Source organism: Arcobacter venerupis, from assembly GCF_013201665.1.
Taxonomy (GTDB): Bacteria; Campylobacterota; Campylobacteria; order Campylobacterales; family Arcobacteraceae; genus Aliarcobacter; species Aliarcobacter venerupis.
This window is the reverse complement of the sequence record NZ_CP053840.1, coordinates 640,484-658,747: the sequence shown is the minus strand read 5'-3', so window position 1 is coordinate 658,747 and position 18,264 is coordinate 640,484. Positions and strand designations below refer to the sequence as shown.

Below are 18,264 nucleotides of genomic sequence, written 5' to 3'. Positions count from 1 at the left end.
ACATATTAAAGTTTTGTTATTGATTGTAATAAAATTTCAAAAAATAAAGATTTTAAAGTAAAAAGATATTCTAATACTACACTTTTATAATATGATATGTATATTAATTTCAAAGGATTTAAAATGAATTATGAATTATTAAGCAAACTTTCTATGGAAGAAGCAGAAAAATATAAAAATGAAGCTTTGATTTTAAGAAGCAGAAATGAAATAATTTATCAAGAAATAGGGAAATTAAAAGCAATAATAGAAAAACTAGAAAAAGAAAATAGTAATTTAAAAGAAGAAATAAACACTTTTAAAGATGAAATAAACTCATTAAAAAGTGTATTAGAGTTTAAAAAGGATGAAAATTCCCATTATTCACATTATTCGTGAATTATAAATTAAATTCTAACTATCATTTTATAATTCACTAACTATTTACAACAACCACTACCACAACATTTAAATGATTTTTCTAAAGGTTTTGCTAAAGCAATTCTAAAATTGTCGAAAATCTTCAAAACTTGGAATGAATGTTTTGAACAAAATTCGCCATTCATTCTATTTTTCATATTAATTGCAAAATCATATGCATTGTCTTCATTATCAAATACATTATGTGATTTTAAATCACTATTCCTAAAACAACTACAATCTTCTTCTATAATAACTTTATACATAAAATACCCTAATAAAAACTATCATATTAAAGTAGATAGTAAACCTATTACTCCACCAAAAACAGCTCCCCAAATAACTAACCATCCTAAGTGTTCTTTTATCATTTCTTGAACTATCTCTTTTACCATTGAGGGTGTTAGTTCTTCAAGTCTTGTATTTACAATTTTACTTAATTTATTGTAAATATCTTCACTTAAATCTTCTGATTTTAAGGCTTCATTTACTACTTCTTGGAAAGCATCACTAGCTGAGATTGAGATTATTGAAGCTTGTAGTTTTTTTGTGAAGGGTTCTCTTAAAGGCTCCAAAGCTGCCTCGCCACCAAACATTCCTAACATTCCACCAAAAGATGATTGCATTACTGATTCTTTTAGTGATTCATAAGCTGGTGAGAAATCTGTTTTGTTTAGGATTTTTTCAAAATCTATTGTTTTTTTAGCACTTGATACTTCTTCTTCGAAGAATCTTTTTAGATGTTCACGAGTAAAAAATTGGTTCATAAGTAGATTATGAATTGAGATTTTAAATTGTGAGAATTTACTTTCAATCACTCCACTTCCATATAAAAATGGAACTTTTTCAAACAACATATGGATTGCAAGTGTATTTGTAACTGCTCCACTTAAGGCAAATAATCCAACCATATAAATTATTTCATTCCCATTTGAGTAACCAAAAGCCATGATTAAAACGGTGATTATATTTGTGATGTCTGATTTATTCATATGAAATCTCCCTTATTTAAATAAGGGAGATTTTATCATAAGTTTATGAAACACTTCATAAACTAAATATAATTAATTTGCACTTAAATCTAAACCATCAATAATATATAAAACATTACTATCAATTACTGATTTATTAGTATCAAGATATTTTTGTTCTAATATACCATCTGTCGCTGTTACTGCAAAATCATCATCATTTAAAACACCAAGTGTTGAGTTGTTAATAAGCCATAAACCTTCCATTTTATCATGTGGATAGTTTGTTTTTGCAACCATATCTAACACTAAAGTTTTTTCAACTGGTTTGATTCCTTTTGATTCTAATCCTGACCAACCATTTGCTAAGGCATACTCTTCTAAAGTACTACCATCAATTGTTAATCCTAAAGAACTATTTTGAACCATACCAGTAGATAATGTAATATTTTCAAGTTCAGTACCTGAACTTAATTTAATTTTATATACATTTTTTTGAGTATTTTCAACTCCTGAATCTTTTAAGAAATTTTCATCTCTTTCTAAAACTAAGAAAGTATCATTGTCAATTGCAACTAATTCTGAGTTAGCATTTTGTTTTTTCTCTTGTTTATATAAGTATTGTTTAACTGTTCCATTTTCTAAATTGATTGATACTATTCTTGTAACATCAAGATCTTTTACTGAACTTGATGGATTATACATTGTTGATTGCATAATTCCAACTAAAGTTTTTTGATCAGGCGTAATAGCTAAACCTTCCATCCCTCTATTTGCTCTTCTATTAGCAAACTCAGCTGGTAAAGTATATTTATTTCTTGAATCACTTGCAAATGGATTAATTCTTTCTATCTCTTTACCTGTTGCATCATAATGAACAATATGTGGTCCATATTCATCACTAATCCAGAATGTTCCATCTTTAAGAGTAGCTAAACCTTCACTATCTAAACCATAATCATCTAATCTCATATTTCCTTTAGAATCAACAATTACATTTCCATTTACATCATAAGGAATTTCACCTGTTCCACCTAAAGCACTTGTATTTGGTAAACCTGTAATATTATTTCCATCTCTATCTTTTAGTAAAATTTCTTCAATTTTTACTACTTCACCTGTTGATGTAACTTTAAAGTGTCCAATTCTTGGAGTATAATCAGGTACTGGGAATTTTTTACCTTTTCCTTGTGTTCCTGTATAATCTGCATTTGGACCTCTATCTGTTATTGCATAGAAACTATTTGTATTAGCAGGATCTGCTGCCATAGCTGAACCATATCCACCATTTCTAATTTCAAAAGCTTGTCCTGCACCATCTAATAAATCATCTTTTAAAACAGTATAAGGTAAAGATTCTCCACTTTTAGATACTTGTGGTGTACTCTCTTTTAAATCTGTTAAATTTTTAAATGGCCCAACATATCCATAAGCTGATTCTCCACCATCTGTTGTATTTAAATTTGGATGTTGAGTTACAACTCCTAAATAACTAAATCCATTTTTTAGATTTGGGAACCAAAATGCAGAAGTTGTTTCAGCACCAAGTGGTGTAGTAAATGTTCTTGTTAATTCTGTTGTTTTAGTATTATATGCCCATACTACATTGTTTAGGTGATAAGAAGTATCTTCACCAATAACTAAAGTACTAGAATTTTCTAAGAATGAAAGATTATCAGGACTTGAAATTCCATTTACATCACAAGAATTTCCTGCATATGGTGAACTACTATCATAAGTTGTTGGTATACCAGCAACAATACCTTTCATATTTTTAACTACGTAAGATGATTCTATTGCTACATTTAATGTATCTTTTACTGTAGTAGTTGAAACATCAAGGGCATAAACTGCACCACATTTATTAGGTGCAATTTTAATATCATTATTTCCACCTATATCATATGAGCTAGTAGTACTATTTTCCATACCTTTTCTAGCATCACTTATTGCAACATATAATTTTCCAGAATTTTTATCAAAAGTAATTCCTTCTTCTTTATTTAATTCAGTAGTTGCACCTTTGATTGCTGCATATCTTCTAGTTTCTAATCTTGAAGCTGTTTTATCCATACCAGCTTTAACTTTTAAACACTCTTGCCCAACACTTGTATTTACAGAAGTAAATCCACTATCACAAACTCCATTTGATGGAGAAACTGAATCAAAAATATCTGCAAAAGTTGGAGCATCGTTTGTAGTTACATCTCCATCAGGGTCTAGAATAGTTTTGATTTCAGAATTAGTTGCATGACCTAAATTAATCCAAGTTAAATCTGCTTCTCCAGAACCTACTCCAGCTTGTGATGTTTGATTCCATTTAGCTGCGTATAATGTTCCTGAACTCAAATCTTTTTCAGTATCTGCAATAAACATAAAGAAACCAACATTCGTACCGTCATCTGAAAGATACACAGTTTTATTATCTGGCATTACATATGCTAATTCATGTGAAAATCTTCCCATAGCGTAATGTTTTGAATACACAGGAGTGCTATTTTCTATTTTAATTTCTGGCGTCCATCCATAATAATATGCACTTACTTTATTTGCATCTCCACCCCAATATTTTGCTAACTCAGTATAATATGAGTTTCCATCTGGTGATTTTGAATCTGGCTCATACTCTTCTGAAGAAAGATGAGAATTCCAAGGAGTTCTTTGACCAGCACAGTGTACAAATCCACCAAATCCTGCTTTTTGAGAGATATATTGTAAAGTATTAGTTTTAGGTGTAAGTTTTCCAGTATCTTTATTTTGATCTATTTCAACCATATACATTGAACCTAAAGCACACTCAAATTGAGAAATTGCAAATAATTTACCATCAACATTATGTAGTGATGTAAAGTCCATTCCTGAACCTTCACCTGCATTTGTACCATTACAAATATAAGGACTTCCATCTGAAAATGTAATTGGATTATCTTGATAATCTTTAGATTGACCTAAAACTTCACCATTATCTGCCATTGTTGTTTTCATAACTTGTGTATATGAAATATCTTGTTTTTCACCATTTACATAAGCTTTTGTTGCAACTTGTTGAGTTAATTTCTCACCATCAGTTATTGGTGTTGCAACTGCTTCAATTGATAAAGATACTCTTTTTGCAAATCTATTTGCAACGTCAAACTTAACACTATCAATATCTGTTTTTAATGTTTCATCAGTTAATTTAGCTTTTAAATTTTCAAAAGTATCAAATGATAAAGCATTTGATGTTTCTCCCTCAATGTCATCTGGTAATTCAAAAGTTGTTGGTAAATTATTTATATCATAAGTTAGACCAGTTTTTTTAGACATTTTTGCAATAATATACGCAGATAATACTTCGCTTGAAACACCCTCATTTTGACTTGCAAGTTCTTCAATAGTAAGATTTGAACTTCCCGTTGCATTTAGTGATTTTCCACCAATTACAAAAGTACAAGTATCTCCTGCTACATATGAATATTCTCCATTAGCATTAGTAGTTCCTGTTTTTGTACCACATTTATAATCAATATTTGCTAAATATGGATTTAATTGTAATGTTCCTGTACTAGCAGTACTGCCACCTGATGATGAAGAACTTCCAGATCCTCCACATCCTACAAATGCGAATGTAGCTAATAAAGCACATGCACTTAGACTTAAATACGACTTTTTCATTTTTTATTTCCTTTAAGAGTTTTGACGGCTAAATTATAAAAACAACAAATTACAAGTTGATAACATCTATCAATGTGGTAACCAAAAAATAATTGTATTTTACGTTTAAAGTCCGTAAACAAGACAGGATAAGTAAATATACTTTTTTCTTATAATTTCTAGTGGTATCTTAATTATTAGAAAATTTTTGTATATTTATGTTCAGGAACGTCTCTAAGGTAAAAATCTAACTTTGAAGGTTTCGTTTCTGTTTTAATTAAAACAAACTCTTTTAAAAAAGGAAATTTCACATCAGCTATAGATTTATCATCTTTATCTAATAAATTTATATTAAATAAACCACATTTATTTTTGCTATTACTTTGACAAATAATTTTTGCCTCTTTTGCTTTTTCATCATAAGATACAACTAAATCAATAGTATAATTTACTGGGTGAGCAAATAAATCTATACATACAAATAACATTATTAATAACTTTTTCATTTTGTAACTCCTATACAATAATCATATTCACTACTTTGAATATCTGTTTTAAAATTGGTTTTTAGATCATTTAATTTATAAGCTAAATAAATTTTTTCATCCATAGTACAAAAAGTTGTATCTCCTTTTAAAGAAAAAGGAATATCAAAAATTATTGATAATCTTTTATCTTCATAAAGTACATCTACATTTTGAGGAACTATTTCAAATTCTTGTTCTTCATTTTCTAAATAAATATTAAATTTGTTGCTTTTTAACTTAAAAAAATGTGTATTTAAAAACTCCTGTTTTTCATTCCCATCTAATATTTTATTTTTATTTTTATCAAAATCAAATAGCAAAATTTTTGAATTTAAAGCATCAAATTTCCATTGATTTTTTATACTATTTTCATTAATTTGTAAACTCGTATCCAAAAAATAATCAGGATGAGCAAATAGATTTAAATTGACTAAAAAGAAAAGTGTAATTTTTTTCATACTAATAAGATTGCACCCATTAAAAATAGCACTAAAATTCCTAGGTAACTGATTTTATTTATTATTACGTGTAAATTCTTATTTTGTGTATTTTTTATTTGACTTGAAATAATTGCAGCAAGAGAAATAGTAATTCCCATACCAATACTCATAAAAATTGCACTTAAAATACCTAAATTTATATATCCTAAAATTATAGAAAATAAAACTATTGACATAACGCCAGGACAAGGAACAATTCCTATGGACATTGTCACAGCTAATAAACTTTTATTCTCAATTCTTTGTATTTTTTCTTCTTCATTTCTATCTTTATAGGTTTCATAAAACAAGAAAAAAGCAATTAATATAATAAAAATTGCAGATACTTTATACATGTTTGTATTAATTTGTGAAAAATATTTTGTAATAGTATTTTCAAAAAATATATATAAAGTGAAGGTAATTACTAAAGCTGAAATTGTGTGAATTAGTGATGTTAAAAATCCAGCTTTAAAAGCATCTTTCATTTTTGTACCTTTAACTAAAAAGTAACTAGCAATTACCATTTTCCCATGTCCTGGCCCTAAGGCATGAACTAAACCATAGATAAAAGAAACAGCTAAAATATAAATAAACATTGAGTTATCCCCAGCTTCTAATTTATCAAAATAATCACTTGTTAAAAGATTTATTTTTTGTTGTGTTCCAATAACAAAATTCAAAAACATATCGTGTAAATCTCTCATTTTAATATCTTTTGTAAGTTAGTCATAGTTCCTTTTTCTAACTCTTTATGAACATTGTTTGTAGGTTTTATATGAATATCTTTCCCATAAATATAGCTTTGTTCATCTACAATTATTTTATAAGCTTTATTAAGTTCTAAAGCTCTTTCTTTTGAAGGTAAGATTAGATAAGAAATATCTTCTTTTATCTTATTTATCTCTTCGATATTAAATTTCCAAGCTTGATTTAAAATAACTTCTGGATTGTCAAGTTTTGCTACTAAGTCTTTTTCAATATTTTGAGTATCTTTTTCCCAATCTTTTTTAAAAAATTTATTTGTTACTTCATCGTTAGATCGGAACTCATCACCTGCACTATTTTCTTTTAAATATCTTACATATTCTGTTTGTCCATCATCTAAGATTTTATCTGGAATATTTTTTAATCCACTTTTACTCCAATGGTACCAACCAGAAGCTAAACTTTGTTTTTCTAATTTTCTTTGAAATACAAAAGTTGAATCTGCAATTGCTCCCATATTTGTATGGCATCCCATACATGATAGTGTCTCTTCATAGGTTTGTGGTCTTAAATCACCTTTAATATCCTCTATAAATCCTTGAAAATACCAACCTCTTTTATTATTTATTCCAGTTTCTAAATTACCTATATAAACATCTAATCTATCAGGAAAATCATGTTTTTCTTTAATATCTGCTAAACCTATATTATTAAGTTGTGAATATTTATTCCAAGATGTTTTTTTCGCATATCTAAATTCTTTTAATCTATTTGACATTTTGATATCTTCATTTTTATCCACATCTATATATCTAACCGTATGGGCAAATTCAGTACCTATTGGATAAAGTCCAGGAGCTATTAATATTTCATTATTTTCAAGCATTTTTTTTGCAAGTCCCACATAAGAGATTGAAAAATCTTTTAATTTTTTTGTACTTGCATCATATTTTGGTTTTTCCCATTTAAATACAATTTGAGATGAATTATCTAAAACTCCATTTTGATTTAAATCTACTCCATACTTTTTCTCATCAACTTCATTTATATCTATTGTTTTTTGTTTTATCAAAGCTTCAATAATTGATAAATTTAATTTATAAACTTCTAAATCAAATTTTCCATTTTCATCACTTTGAAATGGTTTTGAAAGTCTAATCATTACATCATCTGTACTTCCATTTGTTGGCCAAAATGTTCCCAAAAAAGGCTGATAGGCAAAGGCTCTCCAACCAGTGAAATTATTATTTTCATCTTTATCAAAACCTTCATCATCAAAATTAAAATAAATATCTGGAATATAGCCATCCCACTTTTTATTATCATTAGAATCCCATTTATTATCTAAATTCTGAAGTTTTGATTTTAAAATTATTTCACCATTTTGATTTTTATAATTATCTTGTCTAATGTATTTTAAAATCTCTTCATCACTAATTTTATTTACTTCTTTAGTTCTATCTTTAAATAAATTTGTCCAAGGATTTTTAAGTGCTGGTGCAGGGAAATCATATCCCTCTTGTAAATCTGCATCACTTAATGTGAAATTTGGTTCTTTATTTTGAATATGACAGGAAAAACAGGGGTTATATAATATATTCTCATTTTTATCATTTACTGTTTTTGTATAACATTGACTAGGAATGTATGCTGTAGGATTAGTTGTATTTGTTGATTTTAAGTTAACTTCATTTGCAAATAACGTTGAAATTAGAAGTAAATTCGAAATTAAAATTTTTCTTTTAATCATAAAATTGGCCTTTAAAATTTCTATGATTTTACTTCTAATTTATTACAAATTGATAACAATTATTCATATTATAAGTTTAGAATTTAACAGCACTAATTCCCGTTGATTTATCTATTTCTACCTCATCATAAACTGTATCATTTAGAGGTGTTATGTGTGCATCTTTTCCATAAATAAAGCTTTGTTCATCAACAATTACTTTATATGCTTTATTTAATTTCATTGCTCTATTTACACTTGGATATATCAAATATGTAATATCATTTGCAATTTTATCAACTTCATTTTGAATTAAATCTCCATTTACATCGAAAAATTTATTTTTTATCTCATCATTTCCTCTAAACTCATCTCCAGCTTTATTTTGTTCTAAATAAAAGGCAAATTCTCCTTTTGAATTTGAAAGTATTCTATCTTTTGTACCAGTTAAATCTTTTTTACTCCAATGATACCAACTATCAGCATTCTCAAATTTTCTAGGAAAGGCAAAAGTTGAATCTGTTATTGCACCAATTCCAGAGTGGCAGCCAATACATGATAAAGTCTCTTCATAACTTTGAGGTCTTAGATTTCCCCTTGCATCTTCTATAAATCCTTGATAATTCCAGCCAAGTCCAGTTGATAAACCACTCTCAATATTTCCCTTAATTGTTCTTAATCTATCTGGAAAAGTATCTTTTTCCTTTACTTCACTTAAAGCTGCATTACTAAGTTGTGCATAGTTATTCCAAGTAGTTTTTTTTGCATATCTTAACTCTTTCATTCTATTTGCTAGTTTTATTCCACTTTTATCATCTTTTATTCCTATATATCGTACAGAGTGTAAAAATTCTGTCTCATTTGGATAAAGACCAGGTGATATATTTAACTCATTTGTTTCAAGTTTACTTTTTGCAAGTCCAACATAATAATTATAATAAATCACCTTTGGATAGTTTGTAATTGCATCTGGTTTAGTCCATTGATATACAATTTTTGATGTTTTATCAATCACATTATTATGATTTAAATCTACACCATATTTTGATTCATCAACTTCAAATCCTAATTCAACATCTTGTTTTTTCACCATTGATTCTACAATTGCAAGATTTATTTTATAAACCTCTTTGGAGAAGTTTCCACTACTATCTTGCATCATAGATTTTGGAAGTCTAATTAATACATCATCTGTACTTCCATTTGTAGGCCAAAATGTACCTAAAAAAGGCGTATATGCAAAAACTCTCCAACCTGTATAATTACCATTATTATCTAAATCAAATCCCTCATCATCAAAATTAAAATAACAATCAGGAATGTATCCACTCCAAACTCCATCTTTTACTCCATCAAAGCTAAAATCCCATTGGCTTGGCAAATCATATTTTAATTTTGTATTAAGAATAATATTCCCATCTTCATCTTTGTAATTGTCTTGATTTATATATTCAAGTATTTGATTATCATTTATGGCATTTACTAAAGTTGTTCTATCCTTAAAACTATTTGTAAAAGGATTTTTATAGCTATTTTCACTAAAAGAATAACTCTCTTGTAAATCCCAATCATTTATATAATTTGGTTCAACTGAGTTTATATGACATGCAAAACAAGGATTATATACATTTTGATTCTCATCTTGAGTTTTTGTATAACACTGAGGTGAAATATATGCAGATTTTTCATTTAAAACTTCAGTTGATGTTAAATCACTTCCACTATAAGTAGGTAGTGTATCTCTTAAAGATTTAATGTTTTTTATCTCTTTGATTGTCTCTAATTCATTTTGTTCTAAAAACTCTTTTGAGCTTAGATTTGAAAACTTTTGTAAATCTATTTTTTCATACTCTTGTTTTAAATCTATTTTCTTTGAAGAGATTAATTCAACAATATTTTCTAAGTTTATCGAAGAATTTAATTCTAAATTTTTGTAAATAATATTTGATAATAGTGCCAACTCTTTTTTTGATGATGGTAAATCTAACAACTCATCTTCACTTAAAGAGAACTCTTGACTTAAGATATTTAAATTATTTTTTTGAGTTGTTTGATTATCATTATAAATAATAGTTGAAACTAATGTAACATTTTTCCCACTATTTGATTTTAGCTCTAAATCTAAATCAAAATCTGAATTATTTTTAATTCCATCATTATCAATATCTACAAAACCACCCGTTACACTAATTGGATAAGTTATACTATTTTTAAAGGTATAACTATTTGTTCCTTTATTCCATATTGCTATTTGATTTGAAGCATCTTTTACTGTTGCATTTAAAACAGCTCCTCTTTCTACATTTATTGTTGTAGATGTATCACTTGTACTTGAAGAAGAACTTCCTCCTCCACATCCAACTAAAAAATATGCAGTAATTGCACTTAATAAGACTTTCTTAAACATTTTTTCTCCTACTTTAAAATATTTAAAAAAATTCTAAAAAAAGAGGCAATTAGCCTCTTTTTTATTATTATGAGGTTCAATTTATTTTGCAATTGAGGGAGAACCTATATTACCATTCGTTGCGGTTTTAGCACCTAACTCTCCACTTACAGCTGTTGTATAAGTAGGTGATAAAGCAGAAGCTGTATCCCAAATAATTGAAGTAGAATCCGTTCCACTTCCCGTTAAAGCTTTTCCTGTATGATTTGTTGAACTACCTTGACCTAATTTTGTTATTATTGTTCCATCACTTGCAGTTTTATCAGCTATTCCATAATTAAGTGAAGTTACAACTCTTCCTACAGAATCAAATATTACAGCTGCATCTCCTTTTCCAAGTCCAGGCCCTGCAACTGCTATGATTTTATCTGTATCACTTAAATCCCAAAGTGTTTTAAAAGTTGCTATTTTAGTCTCATCTGCTGTAATTAAAACAACTAAAGTTTTTCCAGCTTCAACAGTTACGTTTCCAAAATTGCTTACTGAAGCATCCAAGAAATTAGCTGAATCATCATCCCATTTCCAATCACTTAGATTTATATCTGTTGAACTGTAATTATAAAGCTCAAAAAAATCTGTTGTTTCTGTTGTATTTGAAGAAATTTCACTAATAAGTAAAGCTGCTTTTCCCACAATTCCTGGAGATCCTGTTCCATTTGTTGATGTTGTTTGAGAATAAGAATCCAATAATCCAGCTTGAGCATAGATATATTTTGGAGTTACCACAGATACACCATCCCAAATAGCAGAAGCTTTTGCATCACTTCCTCCAACTGCTACACCTGTGTGCTCTGCAACAATATTTTGATTATCAGCTCTTAAAGATGAAGATATAATTGTTCCATCAGAAGCTGTAATTGTTGTAGTTTTATAACTAAATGAGCTAACTACTTCACCTGATTCATCAAATAATACTACAGCATCACCTTTTCCAAGACCAGAACCCCCAACGGCTGCAATAGATACACTTGAATCTAAATTCCAAGCAGTTCTAAAAGCAGTTTCATCTATTGATTTTGTAATAACTAATACTTTACCAGCGCTTAAAGTCAAATCCCCTAATGCTGTTGCTGTAGCGAAATCTGCACTATCATCACTCCATTTCCAACCACTTAAATTAATATCTGTTAAACCATAATTATATATTTCAAAAAAATCATCTCCACTTGCATTTGAATTCACTTCTGTAATAAGAAGTGAATATGTTTTTGGTGCTAGTTTTGTAGTAAATTTAAAATCACTTGAACTACTAATTCCAGTAAAATTATTTCCATAATTATCACTAATCGCACTATTTTCTATAACAACATAATATTGTGTTTGAAAATCTAAATCTTGTGTTGGATTAATTGTTACTGTGTTAAATGAATAAGAAACAATATCACTATTTGCAGCAATTGTTTCTACAACTGAATCATCTGCTGTTTTTTTAATAATAAAATTACCAGTTCCAGCTTTTATTCCTTCGTTGAAATTAAGAACTATATTTGTACTAACTGAAACATCTAAAGTATCATTTGCAGGTGTTTTATTTACCAAAATTGGTGCTGTTTGATCAACTACATCTTGAGCTAATTTCACCCAAAAACCTTGGAATTTTTGTTCACTAGCTGGTAAATCTTTTGAAACTTGAGATTTCCCACTCCAAATAGTATCTCCATTATCTGTTAATAGTTGTACCCAAGTTCCTGTTTGTGTACTTTTTACTTCAACTATAGTTTCAAAACTTCCTTTAGTTTCATTTCTTAAAACATCTAAATTTGTACCTAATTCAACTGGTTGATTTACATCACCACTTAAACCATTCCATCTAAATAATCTAAAATTATTTTCAACTTCATCTTTTGAAGCCATTGCTGGACCTGCTAGAATTAAATATCCGCTATTATCCGCAGCTTTTTCAATTGAGCGAATGGCTCTTCCACCTAAATTTAACTCTATTGCTTCCCCAAAAATTGCACCTGTATTTGTAGTTGTACTACCATCCATAATTGAAGATATAATTACAGGAACTATTAATGCTTTATTTCTTGTAGTTGTATTAAGTAAAGGCGCTCTAAAACCTAAATAAAGCTCTGTATTATCCAATGAGCTTGTTAATCCTTCAATTGAAAAACCATTTACATTTTCAGGAACAACAGCTGTTTGAGCCGATAGTGCAAAACCATAATAATTTGCACCTTTTCCATGAATATTATTACTATCCCAAGCTACTAAATCATTTTCTAAATTTGAATAGCTATCTGCAAATATTAAATTTGTATCTACTCCTGAATCTTCAGCTGTAAATTTTAAGATGTATTCTCTATTATCCTCTTCTGCACCACTTTTTTTATTTGAATGAGAACCTATAACAAAAATACTATCTTCTATTTTTGTTGTTGCTTCTGCATCTAACTCTTTTCCGGCTGTTACATGTGCATCATAAGATATTTCTTTTAATGCATCAGAACCTTTTCTTGAATAATATCTAATTACATTTGCTTCATCGTCAATAACCATCATATAGTTATCATCAAAAGCTATTGCAGATGAAGTATCAGATGAACCTTGTGTTGTTCCACTATTTGGTGTAAATGTTATAGGAGCTGTATTTTTAGCATTTGAGTTATTTGTGATAGTTAAAATATTTCCAATAACTACTTTATTTCCACCTTCATCTGTAACACCTGTTCCATTATATTCAATTTGACTTAGTGTACTATCTTGAGTAATTTCTGATGAAAGTGTTAAAGTTACTGTATTTCCACTTATTATTGCATTTGTTATAGTTACCCCACTAATTGAATAATCACTAGCACTTACACTTCCTTTTAAGTTTTCGGAATATGTTAAGACAATACTTAAACCATCATTTGAAATAATTGCACTTTCAAGAGTTGGAGCTATTACATCAGTTGAATCAACTATTATTTGTCCATTTGCATCTTTATAACTTTTTATTGGATGATCACTTGATGGTAATTTTGTTACTTGCTCATTATTTAACGTTTTATTTTCAACATATTTTACAAAACTCATTGCATAATCTAAATATGTATCAACACCTTTACCTCTTTCATCTTGAACAGTTTTAAATGTCACATAACCATCTTTCCCACCAGCTGTAAAAGAGTTTGTAACAATTGTATACATAGTATCAGCTTGGATATTTCCCCAAGTTCCTGTTTTTCTATTTTTTATTTCAAGATTAGAGATTCTATTATTATTTCCAAGGCTAACATCAATATCATATCTTAGTCCATACGAATAAGGAAAAGATCCACTTGAACCATCAACTGAATAGGTATTATTTAAAGCATCTTCAAGAACTTGTTTTATCTCACTACCTTTCATTTTAATTTCAAACAAAGTATTTGCAAAAGGTAATAAAGTGTAAGCATCACCTAAAGTAATATTTCCTTTCTCAATTGCAACTCTTACTCCACCTGCATTTTGAATACAAGCATCGGCTAAATTACTTAAATCATAAAAAGATTTTGCAACGATTGGAGCTATGTCACTGCCTAAAGGTAAAATAGATGTTCCATCCCTTTTATCTCCTGGAATTCTATTATGTCCTAATTTTTGCCCTGCTATTCCAATTTGTGTAGCTTTTTTTACTTCAACTTGATCTTCATAAGTTTTAATTGTTTGAAGTGCAGTTTCATCTTCACTTACAACTGCAACATTCTTATTTTTAACACCTAAGTCTTCTCCTACAAGTAATAAAGGATTTCCTCCACAAGCTACAATGTCACCATTTTTATTAAATATAACATCTAAATTTCCTAAAACATGAGCATATTCCCAAGCATGTGCAATACATACTTTTTTATTATCTTTTGATTTAACTTTTGCTGGATAATTATTTGAAATACTATTTAAACCTATATTTGAATAATCTCCAAGTAAAGTATGTGAATCACCACCAATGATAACATCTACTCCTGTCAATTCGTTTGCCATAGTAATATCATTTTCATAACCTTGATGGGTTAATAAAACAATTTTATTAACCCCCAATTGTGTTAATTCATCTATATATTTTTGAGCTGTTTGTGTTTCATCTAAAAAAGTTATCTCATCACTTGGATTTGATGAATCTTTTGTTTTTCCTGAAATATCAATACCAATTATTCCTACTTTTTGTCCATTTACTTCTTTTATCACATAAGGAGTCCAATAATTTTTTAAAACACTATTATCAGAAGCAACAACATTTGATGAAATTACAGAAATATTTTTATTTAATCTATCTAAAAAACTTTTTAATCCTTCATCTCCATCATCAAATTCATGGTTTCCTAAAGTATATGCATCCCAAGCAATAAGATTCATAGCAGCTGCATCAGCTTCACCTTTAAATAGTGAATAGTATAAAGTCCCTTGAAAAGTATCCCCTGCATTTAAAATTAAAGAGTTTGGATTCGCAGTTTTTAACTCTTTTAATTTTGTGATGATTCTTGCATATCCACCTGTTTGAACACTTTTTGAAGTACCATCTACTGTGTAAGTTAATGCTTCACTTGAAATATGTGAATGAATATCGTTTACATGAAATAATGATAATTCAAAAGAGTCCTCATTCATATTTTGTTTTATGTCGTCGAAAGTTACAACATTTAATTTCCCAGCTAAGACTAATTCATCTACATACTCTTGTTCTAAATCCAAAGCGAATTCTTTTAAAGTTTTATTTTTATCAATAGAATCTTTTTTTGTTTGAAAATTTGTAACAATTCCATATGTATTTAAATCGCTTATAATTTGTGTTAAATTTGTATCTGAATTGTTTTTTAAAGCTTTATATAACTCATTTGATAAAATTGAACTCTCATAACTTTGTGATGGTAGTTTTAATAATTCATCTGTAGTAACTCCTAAACTTTGAGCTAATTGTTTTAATTTATTATCTCTTGTTTGTTCATTTGAATCTGAAATTGCAGTTGTGATAAGAGTAATATTTGTTCCTGAATAAGTCATTAATGGAGTTGTTAATTCAATATCTCCAACACTCTTATCCCCTGAATTATCCACATCAATAAATCCACCACTTACTGTAACTGGATATTTAATTTCTTTTGCAAAGGTATAGCTATTTGTGGCATTTACACTTGATGCAATTTGTCCGTTTGCATCTTTAACTGTTGCGTTAAGTACAGATCCTCTTTCAACTGTAAATGTAGAAGATTCATTAGTCGAAGAAGAACTACCTCCTCCACAACCTGCTAATAAAGCCACTAAACAAAAGGATAATATCCTATTTACTTGTATCTTCATAATTTTTCCCTTGTTTTTGTTTTGCGTAGTATAAAAATAAAAGATTACATGTTGATAACAAAAAATATTATGATTACAAAATGTTTTTGTCACCTTGTTGTAATCAAAGAAAAATAAAATTACGATAAATTAGGAGTATAAAATGATAGATGTACAAAAAGAGATTGAAAAAAAATTCCCAAATATGGATAAAAAAGAGAATTTTCTAAAAAAATCTCTGTTTAAAATTGCAAAAAAAATAGTTCATGAAGACTCAATAAACCAATTTTTAACACAAAATGCTCACCTAAAAGGGTTTGAATTTGTTGATGCTGTATTAGATTATTTTGATTTTGACTATACAGTTTCAAGTAGCGACTTACAAAATATTCCGACAAGTGGAAAGGTAATGATTATTGCAAATCATCCTTTAGGTGGACTTGATGCTTTATGTTTATTAAGATTGATTTCTCAAGTAAGAAAAGATGTAAAAATAGTAGCAAATGATTTTTTAGCAGGATTTGAAGCTTTGCATTCTCTTTTAATTCCAATAGATAATTATAAAATTAGACAATCAAAAACTGATATAAAAAAAGTGTATGAAGCTTTGAATAATGAAGAAGCTGTGATTATTTTTCCAGCTGGAGAAGTGAGTCGAGCAACTGCAAAAGGAATAAAAGATCCACTTTGGAATAAAGGTTTTTTAAACTTTGCAAAAAATACAAATTCACCAATTTTACCAATATTTTTAGATGCAAAAAACTCAAAAACCTTTTATACAATTTCAGTAATAAATAAAACTTTTTCAACTCTTTTATTATCTCACGAAATGTTCAATAAAAAATCAAAAAGAATAGGTGTAAAAGTTGGACAAATTATTCCAAATGAAAATATTGTCCCAAAAGGAATAGATAAAAAATTTTTATTAAATCTTTATAGAAAACATTTATATAGTTTAAAAAAAGGAAAAAAGTCTTTTTTTGAAACCCAAAGTGCAATAGCCCATCCAGTAAGTAGAATTGATTTATTAAATGAATTAAAAAAATCAAATCTAATTGGTCAAACAAATGATGGGAAAAAAATATATTTATATGATTACACTGAAGATTCAATTGTTTTAAAAGAGCTTGGAAGATTAAGAGAGTTATCTTTTAGAAAAGTGGGTGAAGGTGTAAATAAAAAAAGAGATACAGATAAATATGATATTTATTACCAACATATTATTTTATGGGATGAAAATGATTTAGAAATTGTAGGTTCGTATAGAATTGGAAACTCTGATTATATTTTTAAAAATATTGGTGTTAAAGGCTTTTATTCGAATACTTTATTTAAATATAATGAAGAGTTTACACCTTATTTAAAAGATTCTATTGAACTTGGTCGAAGTTTTGTACAACCAAAATATTGGGGAACAAGAGCCTTGGATTATTTATGGTTTGGTATTGGTGCATATTTAAGAGCAAATCCAAATGTAAAATACATGTTTGGCCCAGTTTCAATCAGCGCATCATTCCCAAGAGTTGCAAAAGATATGATGATATTTTATTATTCTCACTATTTTGGGGATGAGGAAAACTTGATTGAGCCAAAAGTTCCTTATTCTTACTCTAGTAATATTTTAGAAATAAAAGAGCTTTTTGATTTAAATGATAAGAAAAAAGATTTTAAATTTTTAAAATCAACTTTAGCAAATATTGGAGTTTCTATTCCTACACTTTATAAACAATATAGCGATATTGCTGAAGATAAAGGTGTTAAGTTCTTAGGATTTAATGTTGATAATGATTTTGCTGATTGTATTGATGGATTTATTTTAGTTGAAGTTGAAAAAATAAAAGATAGTGCAAGACAAAGATATATTGAAAATTAAAAAAACTAAGAGTGTATTCTCTTAGTTTTTTAAGAGACTGTTCAGAATTTTGTGTCAAAGCTCGATAGTCCTAAAATTTTATCATAGTTAATTTTACTAATCCTAACTTGCACCAAAAAGTACAGGTTGAGGAACTTGTTATTTTAACTTAGAATCTTTTAATTCTGAGTATGATTTAGTATAGCCTGATCAAAAACGTACTTGGAGTAATATAATACTATTTACTAAATATTTTATCAAAAATACAATAAAATATAA

Annotated in this window: 11 protein-coding genes; 2 read left to right on the top strand and 9 right to left on the bottom strand. The window is 28.1% G+C overall.

All coding sequences use genetic code 11. The features are described from left to right. Positions 1-123: 123 nt before the first annotated feature. Complete coding sequence (locus tag AVENP_RS03215) at positions 124-378, top strand: hypothetical protein (RefSeq protein WP_128357637.1); 255 nt, start codon at positions 124-126, stop codon at positions 376-378. 41 nt (positions 379-419) lie between these two features. On the opposite strand, the gene AVENP_RS03210 is transcribed toward AVENP_RS03215, so the two are convergent. From AVENP_RS03210 to AVENP_RS03165, 9 genes are all read right to left on the bottom strand, one after another. Further along, complete coding sequence (locus AVENP_RS03210) at positions 420-665, bottom strand: hypothetical protein (protein ID WP_128357638.1); 246 nt, start codon at positions 663-665, stop codon at positions 420-422. Between the two features lie 21 nt (positions 666-686). Beyond that, positions 687-1,391: a DUF445 domain-containing protein gene (locus AVENP_RS03205; protein ID WP_128357639.1), complete on the bottom strand. Its 705-nt coding sequence runs from the start codon at positions 1,389-1,391 to the stop codon at positions 687-689. A 72-nt stretch (positions 1,392-1,463) separates the two neighbouring features. Beyond that, the gene (locus AVENP_RS15865; protein ID WP_204514115.1) at positions 1,464-5,024 is read right to left on the bottom strand and encodes an esterase-like activity of phytase family protein; all 3,561 of its coding nucleotides are present in this window, start codon (positions 5,022-5,024) and stop codon (positions 1,464-1,466) included. Positions 5,025-5,200: 176 nt separating this feature from the next. Further along, entirely contained in the window at positions 5,201-5,509 is a 309-nt protein-coding gene (locus AVENP_RS03190) for a hypothetical protein (RefSeq protein WP_128357640.1), read from the bottom strand. Next, entirely contained in the window at positions 5,506-5,988 is a 483-nt protein-coding gene (locus tag AVENP_RS03185; RefSeq protein WP_128357641.1) for a DUF1007 family protein, read from the bottom strand. The genes AVENP_RS03190 and AVENP_RS03185 overlap by 4 nt, the downstream gene beginning before the upstream one ends. Further along, the gene (locus AVENP_RS03180) at positions 5,985-6,716 is read right to left on the bottom strand and encodes a nickel/cobalt transporter (RefSeq protein ID WP_128357642.1); all 732 of its coding nucleotides are present in this window, start codon (positions 6,714-6,716) and stop codon (positions 5,985-5,987) included. The genes AVENP_RS03185 and AVENP_RS03180 overlap by 4 nt, the downstream gene beginning before the upstream one ends. Continuing rightward, positions 6,713-8,467: a hypothetical protein gene (locus AVENP_RS03175; protein WP_128357643.1), complete on the bottom strand. Its 1,755-nt coding sequence runs from the start codon at positions 8,465-8,467 to the stop codon at positions 6,713-6,715. The genes AVENP_RS03180 and AVENP_RS03175 overlap by 4 nt, the downstream gene beginning before the upstream one ends. 76 nt (positions 8,468-8,543) lie before the next feature. After that, on the bottom strand, positions 8,544-10,853 hold the full coding sequence (locus AVENP_RS03170; RefSeq protein ID WP_228201832.1) for a hypothetical protein: 2,310 nt from the start codon (positions 10,851-10,853) through the stop codon (positions 8,544-8,546). Positions 10,854-10,934: 81 nt separating this feature from the next. Beyond that, positions 10,935-16,154, bottom strand: a complete 5,220-nt coding sequence (locus AVENP_RS03165; RefSeq protein ID WP_128357644.1) for a DUF3616 domain-containing protein — start codon at positions 16,152-16,154, stop codon at positions 10,935-10,937. A gap of 142 nt (positions 16,155-16,296) precedes the next feature. Between AVENP_RS03165 and olsF the strand changes: the two genes are divergently transcribed. Beyond that, positions 16,297-18,006, top strand: a complete 1,710-nt coding sequence (gene olsF, locus AVENP_RS03160) for a bifunctional ornithine lipid synthase OlsF (RefSeq protein WP_128357645.1) — start codon at positions 16,297-16,299, stop codon at positions 18,004-18,006. Positions 18,007-18,264 lie beyond the last annotated feature (258 nt).

Bases quoted from the DNA above. Each gene is read 5' to 3' on its own strand.
- AVENP_RS03215 (WP_128357637.1), top strand. From the start codon at position 124: ATGAATTATGAATTATTAAGCAAACTTTCTATGGAAGAAGCAGAAAAA.
- AVENP_RS03210 (WP_128357638.1), bottom strand. From the start codon at position 665: ATGTATAAAGTTATTATAGAAGAAGATTGTAGTTGTTTTAGGAATAGT.
- AVENP_RS03205 (WP_128357639.1), bottom strand. From the start codon at position 1,391: ATGAATAAATCAGACATCACAAATATAATCACCGTTTTAATCATGGCT.
- AVENP_RS15865 (WP_204514115.1), bottom strand. From the start codon at position 5,024: ATGAAAAAGTCGTATTTAAGTCTAAGTGCATGTGCTTTATTAGCTACA.
- AVENP_RS03190 (WP_128357640.1), bottom strand. From the start codon at position 5,509: ATGAAAAAGTTATTAATAATGTTATTTGTATGTATAGATTTATTTGCT.
- AVENP_RS03185 (WP_128357641.1), bottom strand. From the start codon at position 5,988: ATGAAAAAAATTACACTTTTCTTTTTAGTCAATTTAAATCTATTTGCT.
- AVENP_RS03180 (WP_128357642.1), bottom strand. From the start codon at position 6,716: ATGAGAGATTTACACGATATGTTTTTGAATTTTGTTATTGGAACACAA.
- AVENP_RS03175 (WP_128357643.1), bottom strand. From the start codon at position 8,467: ATGATTAAAAGAAAAATTTTAATTTCGAATTTACTTCTAATTTCAACG.
- AVENP_RS03170 (WP_228201832.1), bottom strand. From the start codon at position 10,853: ATGTTTAAGAAAGTCTTATTAAGTGCAATTACTGCATATTTTTTAGTT.
- AVENP_RS03165 (WP_128357644.1), bottom strand. From the start codon at position 16,154: ATGAAGATACAAGTAAATAGGATATTATCCTTTTGTTTAGTGGCTTTA.
- olsF (WP_128357645.1), top strand. From the start codon at position 16,297: ATGATAGATGTACAAAAAGAGATTGAAAAAAAATTCCCAAATATGGAT.